Genomic DNA, 12,257 nt, shown 5'->3' with positions numbered 1-12,257 from the left:
ACTGGATCTGCTGCATGCCAAGGGCTACGGCGCGCAAGCCCGAGCCGCAAAGCTGGTTGATCGCAAAACCCGTTGCTTCTTTCGGGCAACCCGCCGCCATTGCGGCCTGACGCGCGGGGTTCTGCCCTTCACCTGCCGTCAGCACCTGCCCGAGAATGACCTCATCGACATCGTCAGCCGCAACGCCCGCCCGTTCCAGAGCCGCCTTGATCACGGTCGCGCCCAGTTCATGGGCAGGCACAGTAGCGAAAGCACCGTTGAAGGACCCCACTGCGGTCCGCGCAGCGCTGGCGATGACGATTGATCTGTTGAGCATGCGGGACTCCCAAAAGGGCATGTTGCGATGTATTCGATGTCTAGGCGAGCACTGCTCGGTGAGTTCGATCTTATGTCATGTAACGCGCGGGGGTCTTAGACGCGACTTCATCGGCAGAAACTCCGTCTGCCAGTTCGACAAGTGAAAATGGCTGTCCGGGTCCGCGGCGTTCAAAAACGCAGAGATCGGTGATAATGGTGTCCACGACATTACGGCCCGTCAGCGGCAGGCTGCAAGATGGTACAAATTTCGCTGTTCCGTCCTTTGCAACATGTTCCATAAGGACAACGATCTTCTTGACACCTGCGACAAGGTCCATGGCGCCACCCATCCCCTTGATCATTTTGCCCGGTATCATCCAGTTGGCAATGTCACCATCTTCGCTGACTTCCATGGCGCCGAGCACCGTAAGGTCGATATGACCGCCACGGATCATGGCGAAACTATCCGAGCTTGAAAAATAACAGCTACTCGGAAGCTCGCTGATTGTCTGTTTTCCAGCGTTGATCAGATCTGGATCTTCCTCACCTTCAAAAGGGAAGGGGCCGATACCAAGCATGCCGTTTTCGGACTGCAGAGTAACTTCGATACCTGCCGGAATGTGATTGGCGACAAGTGTCGGGATTCCAATGCCAAGATTGACATAGAACCCGTCACGCAAGGAGCGTGCGGCACGGGCCGCCATCTGATCGCGTGTCCAGGCCATCAAGCGTTCTCCATCTTACGAACTGTACGAGATTCGATCTTTTTCTCATAAGGACTGCCGACGATCAGTCGCTTCACATAAATACCCGGAAGGTGAATGCTGTCGGGATCCAGATTACCCGTAGACACGATCTCTTCGACCTCGGCAACGCAGATTTTCGCTGCCGTTGCCATGGGCTGATTGAAATTACGCGCAGTTTTGCGGAAAATCAGATTGCCGCTTTCGTCTGCCTTCCAGCCTTTTATGATAGCAAGATCAGCGTAGATGCCGCGTTCCAGCAAATATTCCTGTCCGTCGAAAACTTTGGTTTCTTTGCCTTCGGCCACAGTGGTCCCGACACCTGTCTTGGTATAGAAACCGGGAATGCCTGCGCCGCCAGCCCTGCAGCGTTCGGCCAGCGTGCCCTGCGGGCAGAACTCCACCTCCAGTTCTCCGGCGAGGTACTGCCGTTCGAACTCTTTGTTTTCTCCGACATAACTGGAGATCATCTTCTTGATCTGTCGGGTTCTCAGAAGTTTACCAAGACCCTCATTGTCGATGCCAGCGTTGTTGGAAACAACTGTCAGGCCCGACACATGGCTATCGCGCAACTGATCGATCAACCGTTCGGGGATGCCACAAAGTCCGAAACCGCCTGCGCAGATTGTCATACCATCAAAAAGCAGGCCGTCGAGCGCTGCTGCGGCATCGAGATAGAGCTTTTTTACCAAGTTATCCTCCCTGTACAGAGGGCATTGGAACCCAACCTAATCATCATTTCCAATTATTTGTTTTTTGCTCTAATGATAAGTAATGGCTATTAATCGTATCTCTCTTTATCATCTTGAGACATTGATCTGGATTGCTCGGCTCGGCACCTTCGCGGCAGCTGCCGATAAGCTGAACACGACTCAGCCCGGAATATCTGCCCGCATCAGTGAGCTTGAGGAGCGCTTGGGCGCAAAGCTGTTTGAGCGAAATGGCCGCACCGCAAATCTGACGCCAGCAGGACGTGAGCTTGTACGAGAGTATCAGCCGGTCTGGGAGCAGCTGCAGGGCATGTTGCTGCGAACGGCTGGCTTTGATCAGATCAAGGGTATCGTGCGGGTCGGTGCCGGTGAAATCGCCGCCGCTACCTGTCTGCCTTCATTTGTGGCTGACATGAAGAAACGCTGGCCTGAGCTGACGCTTGAAATAGAAATCGAACTTACAGCAAATATGATCCAGGCGCTGTTGGGTGGAAAAATAGATATAGCATTCACGGCTGGGACGGTGGCGCACCCTGCTTTGGAAGCAACTTCGATTGGAGCAGTTGATCTCTTGTGGGTAGCAAGCCCGGATATTGCAGCTCAGATTGAAGCAAGGCAGCCTGACCCAAGCCTGTCGCCCTGGTCGCTGCCAAGCCACTCACCCATTTATCAGATCATGAAAACTGCATTGGAAACTTTTCCAATTCCACTGCGCTCTGTCAACCTGTGCAATAACGTGCGCACAATGATTGACATAGTCGCTCAAGGCGCCGGCTTTGCTCTTGTTCCCAAATCAATGGCTCAGCCACAGCTTGATGCCGGACTACTCGTATCGGTGCTGACTGAGCGACCGGTGAACCCAATGGTGTTTCAGGTTGTGGCTCGAGCGGGGGAAGGGGATCCCACGATTACGGAAATTCTCAGGCGCGCAAAGCAGATCAGTATCTGCACCTTGCCGTGAACCGGCAAGGTACGCGCGATGGGATGAATCGTGAACCCCAGCGTTGTAAGTCATTGCGAGCCGCGTCAGAAGCGTCGGACTAGCAGACGTTACTTACCCGATTTTAGATCAGGGCTTTTCCGTCGTAAAATGCCTTCCTCCACCGGTAAATGGTAGGATTCTTATAAACCCCACCGATGTAAAAAGGGTCTGCTTTCACGAAATTCTCGGCCTCTTCTCTGGTATCGATATCGAGAAGAATTAGCCCACCCAACCCGACCTCTCCGGGATCATCAAGCAATCCACCGCTGGCAAGAACCCTGGCTAGATTTTCGCGCATATAGTCCAGATGGGCATCGCGCAGCTCAAGGCGCAGGCTTGCCGCTTCCGGCTCATCGATCCAGCTAATTGCATAGGGCATTTGATTTCTCCCGTAAATGGTTTTGGGCAAGGCGAGGTACTGAGAGGTCCGTCGCCGCTTTCTGAATCGCCCTGTAGGCGAATACGACTGCGGGTCCAAGCGTGATCCCGCCGCCAGGATAAAAGCCGCGCATGGACGAGGCCAGTTCATTGCCGCAGGCAAACAATCCAGGGATAGCGGCACCCGACGAATCAAGCACTTGAGCATCGCCATTGGTCATTAATCCCACTGCAGTGCCGAGCGTTGCCGGGAGGATCGGAAGCGCCACGAAGGGCGCCTTTACAATCGGCGACAAATTGGGATTCGGACCAGCTGCAGGGTCGCCCCAGATACGATTAAAAGATGTCGATCCCTTGCCGAAATCCGCATCCTTACCGGTCGTGGCAAACATGTTATGCCGTTCGACGGTCGCAGTGAGTGAAGCGGGATCAATGCCGATTTTTAGGGCGAGTTCCGGTAGTGTTTGTCCGGTGGTGATATAGCCGTTGCGGACATAAGACGAGAGGCGGGGCGACCATGGCCAGGGCCGGATCGCGCCCAAGCCGTTCTTTCGAACGAAAGCCGCGTCGCAGATGAAATGAAACGGCGCGTCCGCAGCCGCTCCAAGCGCCGATCGCCGTTCGAACAGAGCTGCGACAATGTCATGGTATGAATTGGACTCGTTGACGAACCGGCGTCCTTCAGGATCGACTGCTATTATTCCTGGACGGCCCCGATCGAGATAGCCGTATATGACCGGAACGTTTTTTCCGTCTCGCTCCGTCAACAAAGAAGAGGGGGTCCATAGGCAGGGACTGCTCAACTGGGTGTCGACGACTGCGTCGATAGCGCGCGCCGCTCGATGGCCGTCGCCGGTATTGCCTTCGAACGCCATTGAATAATCATGCGGGAAGGAAGCGGCAAACTCGCGACGCAGCGCCGGATCTTGCGGGAAACCTCCCGTCGCCAGCACAACTCCCAGACGGGCCCGCACTTGAACGAGGCGACCGTTCCTCTGAACAATCGCGCCCTCCACGCGGTCCCCGTTACGGACCAACTCCTTCAATGGGGCATTGACCCATATCGTTGCTTTATAAGCCTTGAGGCTGTGAAGCATTCGCGCAACGAGCGCATTGCCGTTGCTAATCTGTGCTCCCCGTCTATATTTGAATCGATCGAGTCCGTGCCGAGCCAATCGTTTCATGACGCGGCTGAAATTTGCGAGAGAGGCGAAAGGTCTGACGAAAGCGGGAATTTCGTCTGGCCCTACCATCATACCGCCGCACACCATGAGTCTGTCCATTGGCGGACGCACCAGATCGAAGTCTCGTCCTAACTGATTGCCGTCATAGCGGCGCGCCATGATCGAACGTCCCTTGTCCACTCCTCCGGGACTGTCCGGGTGATAATCAGGTGACTGGATCAGATCGAACACGACCGACGTGCCGTCCTCGATATCGTCTATTGCCGGCCCCGCGCTTTCCAGAAACGCCTCTGCCAGATCTTCTCGATAGTAGTTGCCGAGCTCATGCCGAAGATAGGTGCGCGCGTCCTCTATAGAGTCGTTGATTCCGGCTTCCTTCGCCTGACGATTGCCCGGTACCCACAGAACCCCTCCTGAGGTCGCGGTCGTACCACCTACCAAGTCAGATTTCTCGCACAGCAGCACTTTCATGCCACGCTTGGCGGCAAAGAGGCTTGCCGCTAATCCGCCGGCTCCACTACCGAAGACCAGAATGTCCACGTCCTCTTCGGTGTCGGGGCTATTCCACGAAATCGCCCGCATCAGGCCACCCCTGTTTCCGCTTGCGCATATGGCTCCGGCAGAAATTTGGTGCTGGACCATCCACCGTCCACAGGCATCACGATACCCGACACGAAGCTGGCTGCATCGGAAGCGAGGAAGGCGCAGACTTCTGCGATTTCTTCAGGACGGCCGGGTCGACCCAACGGGCAATCCTCGATCATCGACCGGCGAAACCACGGATTCGTTTCCAGTCGTTCGCGGACCAGCGGTGTTGCGATGAGTCCTGGCGACACTGCGTTTACACGGATACCGTCGCGTCCGTACTCAGCCGCCAACTGCCTTGTCAGTCCCGCCAAGCCCGCTTTGGTCGCGGCGTATGCGGAAGCTCGGGTTGTTCCCAGCATCCCAAATACAGAAGCGATATTGATAATGGCGCCGCCTTTTCCGCGCATCACGGAAATTGCGGAGCGGCAAAGGGCGAAAGGCGCGGCGATGTTCACGCTGAGATAGCGGGCTAGATCGTCATCGCTGGTATCAAGGACTGGTCGGGAGTTGCCGATACCGGCATTGTTCACGAGCACATCAACACGGCCATGCTTCTCCATAGCTGCCGCGATGACGCGCTCGGCAGCATCTGGCGAGGTCAAATCCAACTCCACTGCGTCGAAGTTAGCCATTTTGGTCAACTCGACCGGAGCGGGATTCTGATCGGCCCCGAAAACTAACGCGCCTTCGCGCAGAAACGTCGTCGCGATGGCGAAGCCGATTCCCGAAGAACTGCCAGTGATAATCGCAATTTTATCCTTCAATCGAAGCATGTTTAGTCCTTCCTGCCTGTTGGCTACAAAATCTCGCGAGTGCCTTCGCCGCGTCTGGCTGTGGCATCGATGGCCAGGGCGGACCTGACCATGGTGAACGTCGAATATCGCGGTTGTGGTGGCGCTTATGGGTATGCGCGGCGATTCATGCCGCGCGGTAGCCCGTTAAGGTCGGCGTTTTATTCCAGCACGCCTTTCATAAGGCCAATACGTCGCGGGTTAGTCTCGGTTCGGCATTCTTGTGGCTTAATGATCACGCCGCTGCGTCACTTCCCGCTATTGTCGTAGCCGGGTCTCGGAACATGGATCATCGATGTGTGGGACAGCCCGCCATCAACGACAAGATTGTGCCCGTTGATGTATCGGGCGAAGCTGCTGGCCAGGAACATGACCGAGTTGGCAACGTCACGGGTCGAACCGAGCGTGCCAAGCGGCACAAGGCTGCTGCGCTGCTCCGTTACTCCGGGAACAGCGTAAAATTCGGTGTTGAGCGGCGTCGGGATAAAGCCGGGACTGACGGCATTGACCGTTACGCCGGACGTTCCCCATTCAAGCGCGAGCTGTTGTGTCAACATGACGACCGCCGCCTTGCTCACGCTGTAAGATCCGCAATAAGGATGGGGTTCAGTTGCGGCGATCGAGGCTACATTGACAATTGTTCCGGACCGACGCTGCCGCATAGGCTCGCTGAAGCGTTGCGCGCACAGAAGGTAACCCTTCACGTTGACGGCGACCGTCTGGTCCCAGGTCTCAGGAGCAACCGATTCCAGCGGGCCGAAACGCAGAATCCCGGCATTGTTGACGAGGATATCGCAATCTCCGAAAGCCTCCCTGGTCTGATCGACAGCTCGATCGATCGCAGTGGCGTCAGTCACGTCTACGCCGATCGAGATAGCCGCCCCACCGAAATCGAGAATCATTTCCTCCGTCGCCTTCGCCTTTTTGAGATCGTGGTCGAGAATCGCGACGCGCGCTCCCGAAGTTGCGAAAGATGCGGCGATTTCTTGCCCGATCCCACCACCGGCGCCGGTGACCACACAGGTCTTGCCCGAGAAATCTAGCCACGCTTCACGTTTAGCGTTCATCTTCACCACCCTATTTTGTTTCCGCTGGCGGGCCGACCACAGCCGCCAAATTGCAAGCTCCGCCATTGACGACGGAGATTCGGTTAAACATTTGCGTCGTTCGATTGTTATTTCGAACGTGGCATCGAATACTTAAATCGTTGATCGTTTCCAGCGCCATCGTTGACAGCATGCGGCAAGTGTGCGACCATATTCTCATTAGATGCGAAGATTGATCGCACAAGACGATGCTTCGCACAAGAGGGAGGAAACAGAAATTGATCCAATCATTGCGGTTGAACGGCGACTGATCTAGTCAAAAATCTCTTCATAATCATAACGATAGCTTTGCAAGCGATCGCTGTTTTGTGCCTGTCTCTGACCCTTCTGGCGTGTATTGCGGGCTGAGAGCGGCGCGAGCTGCAAAATCGAGTGCTGGCGAAACGAATTCGGCTTCTTCAAGTATTGTTTGGCTTGAAGGGCGGTTGGTGCTCGAATTTATTCAAGTTCACAGCATCAAAAAAGATTCATAGGGAGTAAAAAATGAAAAAATACGTTGCCTATGCTGCATTCACTGCGCTGACTGCTTTCTGCAATGCTTCGGCTCAGGCTGAGCCGCTAAAGATTGCAGTCATCGAGGCGTTCTCGGGGCCAAACGCTCAGACCGCTATCCCGTTCGTTGAGGGCGTCCGATACGCGATTGGAAAGTTGAATAAAGAGGGTGGCTTTAACGGCGACCCCATCGCCTTGACCGAATATGATAGCCTCAATCAGACGGCGGGCGCGGCAGAGAAACTCAAGGCTGCGATCGCAGACGGTGCGCGCATCATTATCCAGTCGACCAATTCGGCTATCACCGCACAGATCTCCGAAGACGTCCGGAAATACAACCTGCGCAACAAGGGTAAAGAGATTCTCTTCATGATGGAGGGATCGGAAGCGGCCGAATTCACGGCGGACAAATGTCAGTTCTGGGCATTCAAGCTGGCAAGCAACCCTTTCATCAGGATCAATGCCCTTGTGTCAGCGATGAAGGATACGGGTAAGCTGGGAACCAAGATCTACAGCATCAACCAAAATTACTCCTATGGTGTCGACCACGAAAAGGCGCAGGCACTGTACGGAACGGCCGCAGGCGCGCAGATCGTCGGTTCAACACTGCACGACACCGCGAAAATCCAGGACTTCTCGCCTTTCGTCGCACAGATCAAAGCTTCTGGCGCCGACACGATCCTGAGTGGAAACTGGGGCAACGACATTATTTTATTCATGCGCGCGCTCGGTGATGCGGGTCTTAAAGTTAATGTCGGCAATACTAGCCTAGACACGAACGGGGCGCTGAGCGCGATGGGGCATTCGGCCCTGGGCGCCGTGCTGGTAAAGCTTTACAACCTGGAAGCTGGCGGCAAGGCGGGCGAGGAGTTTGCGGAGGACTTCAAGGCTTCAGTCGGCCATTATCCATACAACGAAGAACCGACGACCGCGTTCGGCACCCTGCTGCTGGGCGAAGCTCTGAAAAAGGTCAGCAAGCCCGGTGGAGAAGTCGATATTCGGACCATAGCTCTTGCTCTTGAGGATGCCAGCTATGAGAGCCCGGCGGGCCGTTGGTCATTCAGGAAAGAGGATCACCAAGTCCTTCTGCCTGTTACCGTGTCCGAAGTCTCGACAGAGGCTCGATACAAGGTCGACGGAACCGACATGGGCTTCAAGCTGTTGAAGATCGTTTCGCCCGAAGACAGTGCTGTACCCGTCGATCCCAAGTGCAAAATGAATCGACCATCCTAATACATTCACGCTGAAACTGGTTGAATGCCGGCTCCCGATGACGGAGCCGACATTCTCGGCAAGGGTCTCCGGCATGGAATTCTTCATTATTTCGACGCTCAATGGCCTCGTCTATGGGCTTCTTCTCTTCATGGTCTCGGCGGGTTTGACCCTCGTCTTCGGCCTGCTGGGCGTCGTAAACTTTGCGCACGCCTCGTTCTATATGCTGGGCGCTTATCTCTCCTTCACGATCGCCAAGATGTCTAACTTCTGGCTTGCCTTACTGATCGCCCCCCTGCTGGTAATGGTCATAGGGGCATTCATAGAACGCTATATGCTAAGACGCGTTCATGGCTTCGGGCATTCGCAGCAACTTCTTCTCACCTTTGGCATCGCCTTCGTATTCGAGGAAGTGATCAAGCTCTTTTGGGGCAACTTTCCTGTTGCATACCGCCCTCCGTCTCTACTCAGCGGCCCCGCGTTTTCTTTGTTCGGGACGAACTTTCCGTCCTATCGGGTGTTTGTCGCCTCCGTGGCTTTGGTGCTGTTGGGCATACTCTTCTTGCTGCTCCAGAAGACGCGCATCGGTATCGTCGTTCGTGCGTCGGTCCAACGCCCGGGTATGGTATCCGCGTTGGGACACAACGTTCCACTGGTCTTTCTTGGTGTGTTCGGTGTCGGTGCATGGATGGCAGGTCTTGCCGGAGCCGTCGGCGGCGCTCTTCTGACAACGAGCCCCTCCATGGCAGCAGAGATGAGCGTTATAGCGTTTGTTGTCGTGGTCGTGGGAGGCCTTGGTTCGCTTATAGGCGCATTCATATCATCGCTGCTGATTGGCCTTCTCACGTCGTTCTCGATTGGATTTCAGGTGTCGCTCGCAGATATAGCGCAGATCTTCGGCTATGGCATGGAAGCCAGGGAGATCGGCGGTTTGCTTACTTTGCAAATTTCGTCGCTGTCGGCTTCGCTCCCCGCATTGCTGATGCTTGTTGTGCTGTTGACGCGGCCTGCCGGACTGATGGGCGAAAGGAACTAGAATATGATTAGAAATGGAATACTGGCGCTTGTTGTCGCCTTGTTTCTCGTCGCCCCTTTTGTTTTGGGTGGACACGTCATCGGTGTTCTGACTACAGCGCTGATTGCCGTCTTGTTCGCTATGGCGTTCAACCTTCTAAGTGGTCGCGCTGGGATGCTTTCGTTCGGTCACGCGGCGTATTTTGCTATCGGCGGATTTGCTGTCATTCACGCGATGCAGGCCGTCGAGAACGGAAGTTTCTGGCTTCCCACGCCGCTGATTCCGCTCGTTGGCGGTGTAGCCGGACTCATCGGCGGTCTTTGCGCGGGATACTTCGCCACGTTGAGAAGTGGTGTTTACCTGTCGATGGTAACGCTCGCGTTGGCGGAGCTCCTCCATGCGATCGCACCCAATCTCAGCGGAATTTTTGGTGGTGAGGTGGGGCTGACGACGATGAGGATGCCCTGGTCCCAATTCGATTTCGGTAGTGAGGTTCATGTCTACTATACGGTTGTCGCCTGGGTCTTGCTGTGCATCGGACTGCTCTATGCCTACAATCAAACACTATTCGGGCGCCTGACTGTCGGTCTTAGGGAAGCCGAGCGTCGGGTTTCCTTTCTCGGCTACAATCTCCATCACACGAAGACCATTGTGTTCGGTGTGTCGGCCATGTTTTCCGGCATCGCGGGCGGCCTTCTGGCCTTCACGACGGAAAGCATCAACTACTCGATGCTGGGCATGGGAATGTCTGCCTCGGTTATCTTGCATACTTTCGTCGGAGGGGCGGGCGTATTTTTCGGTCCAGCGATTGGCGCCTTTACCTTCGCTTTGTTCGGTAGTCTGGTTTCCGATGTGACAAAGAACTGGCTACTCTATCAAGGCATACTCTTCGTTGGCATCATGATGTTCATGGGTGATGGTCTGGCCGTGCTCGGGCTGAGAATCGTGAGCGAGTTCAAGGACCGAAACTGGGGTTCCCTCAAACGCCGTGTCCTCCTGCTTCCGCCAGGTCTCCTCATCACGGCAGGGATCGTCACGCTACTCGAGCTAACATCCCGTATTCTTGACCAACAGTATTCTGCCATAGTTGATAGAACCAAGGCTTGGCCTCCAATCTCCCTCTATGGTTACAACTGGGATCCGATGGCAACTACAACATGGATCGTCCCAGTCTTAGCGATCGGCGCTGGCATGGGCATTTTGCTACTGGTCAAATCGCGAACGGAAAGGGAGGCTTCGCCGATGACCTCTCTGGCAGAGGAACACGCGCGATGATGAAAGATATCATCCAGCTCTCCGGACTCACCAAGCGTTTTGGGGAAAGCGAAATCATCCGCGGCGTCGACCTTGTCGTAAGAGCGGGCGAGCGGCACGCTTTGATCGGACCCAACGGCGCTGGTAAATCGACGCTGTTTCATCTGATCTCAGGGCTTTATACGCCGTCGAGTGGTGATATTCGTTTGAACGGCGCCTCAATTGCAGGTATGCCGCCTCACCTGATCACCCGCCGTGGATTGTCGCGATCGTTTCAGATCACCACGATTTTTCCGCGTCTGAGCGTATATGAGAATCTTCGCATCGCGGCCATGGCCAGGCATGGCCGGCGTTATCCGATGTTTTCTCTCGCCTCGAAGGCAACCGCAATCAACCGCGATACCGATAAGTTGCTGGAGTTGGTCCGTCTGACCAACGTGCGTAACAAGTTCGCGGGAGATCTGACCTATTCCGAGCAGCGCGCCCTTGAGATAGCCATGGCGATCGGACCGGGGGCCGACGTAATTCTACTTGATGAACCTATGGCAGGAATGTCACGGGAGGAAACCCATTACATGCTCAATCTGATCCGCGAAATCACGGTGGGGAAAACACTCCTCGTTGTCGAGCATGATATGGAGGTTGTTTTCTCTCTTTGCGACCGGATATCCGTCCTTGTCTATGGCGAGATTATCGCATCGGGCACGCCGGAAGAGATACGTGCGAGTGCTCGGGTTCAGGAAGCTTATCTCGGCGAGGTGCCCGCATGACGTTACTTTCCGTAACCAACCTACACACCCACTACGGCAAGAGCCACATCCTTCACGGGATGAGTTTAACCCTGGGAAACGGCGAGATGATTGCCTTGCTCGGCCGTAATGGGTCTGGCAGGTCTACAGCCATGAAGGCCATAATGGGTATGGTCACACCCACGCGCGGCTCGATCAAACTGGCTGGCCGAGAGCTTGCAGGGCTCCCGTCCTACAAGATCAACCGCGCCGGTATCGCCTACGTCCCAGAAGAGCGGTTGGCTTTTAGCAATCTCACCGTTGAAGAGAACTTACACATTGGGCTCGCCAAGCCCCGGCCGAATACGAAAACGTGGAGCCTGGACGAGATGTACGGCTTCTTCCCCCGTCTCAAGGAACGTCGCAATGTTAAAGCAGGGTCAATCTCTGGCGGTGAGCAGCAGATGCTCACCCTGTGCCGTTCATTGCTGGGGCAGCCTACAGCCGTTCTGATCGACGAACCGACCGAGGGACTCGCACCCAAGATTGTGGACCATCTCGCTGAGGTGATGCTGGACATTAACCGTCAGGGCGTAGCGTCGATATTGGTGGAGCAAAAAATGACGATTGCCTTAAAGCTTTGCAGCCGATGCCTGATCATGGGACACGGCGCCATCGTCTTCGAGGGTACGCCAGAGGAACTGCTCGCTACGCCATCGGTGCGGAGGGAATGGCTTGAAGTTGCCTAGACGTTGGCACGGCTTTTGGGAACACGTT

General features: G+C 55.3%; 12 protein-coding genes and 1 pseudogene. 6 read left to right on the top strand and 7 right to left on the bottom strand.

Annotated features, from left to right (window positions below):
* The 3 genes and pseudogenes from JAU75_RS19165 to JAU75_RS19155 all read right to left on the bottom strand — a co-directional run.
* Positions 1-316 (bottom strand): annotated as a pseudogene (locus JAU75_RS19165) (acetyl-CoA C-acetyltransferase); the annotation flags it as partial.
* Between the two features lie 70 nt (positions 317-386).
* Positions 387-1,022: a 3-oxoacid CoA-transferase subunit B gene (locus JAU75_RS19160; RefSeq protein ID WP_199058047.1), complete on the bottom strand. Its 636-nt coding sequence runs from the start codon at positions 1,020-1,022 to the stop codon at positions 387-389.
* The gene (locus JAU75_RS19155) at positions 1,022-1,732 is read right to left on the bottom strand and encodes a CoA transferase subunit A (RefSeq protein WP_199058046.1); all 711 of its coding nucleotides are present in this window, start codon (positions 1,730-1,732) and stop codon (positions 1,022-1,024) included. The genes JAU75_RS19160 and JAU75_RS19155 overlap by 1 nt, the downstream gene beginning before the upstream one ends.
* 82 nt (positions 1,733-1,814) lie before the next feature.
* Here JAU75_RS19155 and JAU75_RS19150 point away from each other — a divergent pair, with 82 nt between their 5' ends.
* Positions 1,815-2,711 carry a LysR family transcriptional regulator gene (locus JAU75_RS19150; protein WP_199058045.1) on the top strand — a complete coding sequence of 299 codons (897 nt, stop codon included), beginning with the start codon at positions 1,815-1,817 and terminating at the stop codon, positions 2,709-2,711.
* A gap of 103 nt (positions 2,712-2,814) precedes the next feature.
* Here JAU75_RS19150 and JAU75_RS19145 read toward each other — a convergent pair whose 3' ends face one another.
* The 4 genes from JAU75_RS19145 to JAU75_RS19130 all read right to left on the bottom strand — a co-directional run bounded on the left by JAU75_RS19145 (position 2,815) and on the right by JAU75_RS19130 (position 6,740).
* The gene (locus JAU75_RS19145) at positions 2,815-3,111 is read right to left on the bottom strand and encodes a YciI family protein (protein ID WP_199058044.1); all 297 of its coding nucleotides are present in this window, start codon (positions 3,109-3,111) and stop codon (positions 2,815-2,817) included.
* On the bottom strand, positions 3,095-4,834 hold the full coding sequence (locus tag JAU75_RS19140) for an FAD-dependent oxidoreductase (protein WP_371836211.1): 1,740 nt from the start codon (positions 4,832-4,834) through the stop codon (positions 3,095-3,097). Before JAU75_RS19140 ends, JAU75_RS19145 begins: the two co-directional genes overlap by 17 nt.
* 41 nt (positions 4,835-4,875) lie before the next feature.
* Positions 4,876-5,655, bottom strand: coding sequence for an SDR family oxidoreductase (locus JAU75_RS19135; protein ID WP_199058042.1), 780 nt, complete (start codon positions 5,653-5,655; stop codon positions 4,876-4,878).
* A gap of 266 nt (positions 5,656-5,921) precedes the next feature.
* Positions 5,922-6,740, bottom strand: a complete 819-nt coding sequence (locus JAU75_RS19130; RefSeq protein WP_199058041.1) for an SDR family oxidoreductase — start codon at positions 6,738-6,740, stop codon at positions 5,922-5,924.
* A 522-nt stretch (positions 6,741-7,262) separates the two neighbouring features.
* Between JAU75_RS19130 and JAU75_RS19125 the strand changes: the two genes are divergently transcribed.
* The 5 genes from JAU75_RS19125 to JAU75_RS19105 all read left to right on the top strand — a co-directional run bounded on the left by JAU75_RS19125 (position 7,263) and on the right by JAU75_RS19105 (position 12,229).
* Positions 7,263-8,504, top strand: a complete 1,242-nt coding sequence (locus JAU75_RS19125) for an ABC transporter substrate-binding protein (RefSeq protein WP_199058040.1) — start codon at positions 7,263-7,265, stop codon at positions 8,502-8,504.
* A 73-nt stretch (positions 8,505-8,577) separates the two neighbouring features.
* Positions 8,578-9,519: a branched-chain amino acid ABC transporter permease gene (locus JAU75_RS19120; RefSeq protein ID WP_199058039.1), complete on the top strand. Its 942-nt coding sequence runs from the start codon at positions 8,578-8,580 to the stop codon at positions 9,517-9,519.
* Positions 9,520-9,522: 3 nt separating this feature from the next.
* Positions 9,523-10,773, top strand: coding sequence for a branched-chain amino acid ABC transporter permease (locus JAU75_RS19115; protein WP_199058038.1), 1,251 nt, complete (start codon positions 9,523-9,525; stop codon positions 10,771-10,773).
* Positions 10,770-11,522, top strand: coding sequence for an ABC transporter ATP-binding protein (locus JAU75_RS19110; protein WP_199058037.1), 753 nt, complete (start codon positions 10,770-10,772; stop codon positions 11,520-11,522). Before JAU75_RS19115 ends, JAU75_RS19110 begins: the two co-directional genes overlap by 4 nt.
* On the top strand, positions 11,519-12,229 hold the full coding sequence (locus tag JAU75_RS19105; protein ID WP_199058036.1) for an ABC transporter ATP-binding protein: 711 nt from the start codon (positions 11,519-11,521) through the stop codon (positions 12,227-12,229). The genes JAU75_RS19110 and JAU75_RS19105 overlap by 4 nt, the downstream gene beginning before the upstream one ends.
* Positions 12,230-12,257 lie beyond the last annotated feature (28 nt).

Source organism: Ochrobactrum sp. Q0168, from assembly GCF_016427605.1.
GTDB lineage: Bacteria > Pseudomonadota > Alphaproteobacteria > Rhizobiales > Rhizobiaceae > Brucella.
This window is presented reverse-complemented; position numbering and strand designations above follow the sequence as displayed.

Bases quoted from the DNA above. Each gene is read 5' to 3' on its own strand.
- JAU75_RS19160 (WP_199058047.1), bottom strand. From the start codon at position 1,022: ATGGCCTGGACACGCGATCAGATGGCGGCCCGTGCCGCACGCTCCTTG.
- JAU75_RS19150 (WP_199058045.1), top strand. From the start codon at position 1,815: ATGGCTATTAATCGTATCTCTCTTTATCATCTTGAGACATTGATCTGG.
- JAU75_RS19145 (WP_199058044.1), bottom strand. From the start codon at position 3,111: ATGCCCTATGCAATTAGCTGGATCGATGAGCCGGAAGCGGCAAGCCTG.
- JAU75_RS19135 (WP_199058042.1), bottom strand. From the start codon at position 5,655: ATGCTTCGATTGAAGGATAAAATTGCGATTATCACTGGCAGTTCTTCG.
- JAU75_RS19130 (WP_199058041.1), bottom strand. From the start codon at position 6,740: ATGAACGCTAAACGTGAAGCGTGGCTAGATTTCTCGGGCAAGACCTGT.
- JAU75_RS19125 (WP_199058040.1), top strand. From the start codon at position 7,263: ATGAAAAAATACGTTGCCTATGCTGCATTCACTGCGCTGACTGCTTTC.
- JAU75_RS19120 (WP_199058039.1), top strand. From the start codon at position 8,578: ATGGAATTCTTCATTATTTCGACGCTCAATGGCCTCGTCTATGGGCTT.
- JAU75_RS19115 (WP_199058038.1), top strand. From the start codon at position 9,523: ATGATTAGAAATGGAATACTGGCGCTTGTTGTCGCCTTGTTTCTCGTC.
- JAU75_RS19110 (WP_199058037.1), top strand. From the start codon at position 10,770: ATGATGAAAGATATCATCCAGCTCTCCGGACTCACCAAGCGTTTTGGG.
- JAU75_RS19105 (WP_199058036.1), top strand. From the start codon at position 11,519: ATGACGTTACTTTCCGTAACCAACCTACACACCCACTACGGCAAGAGC.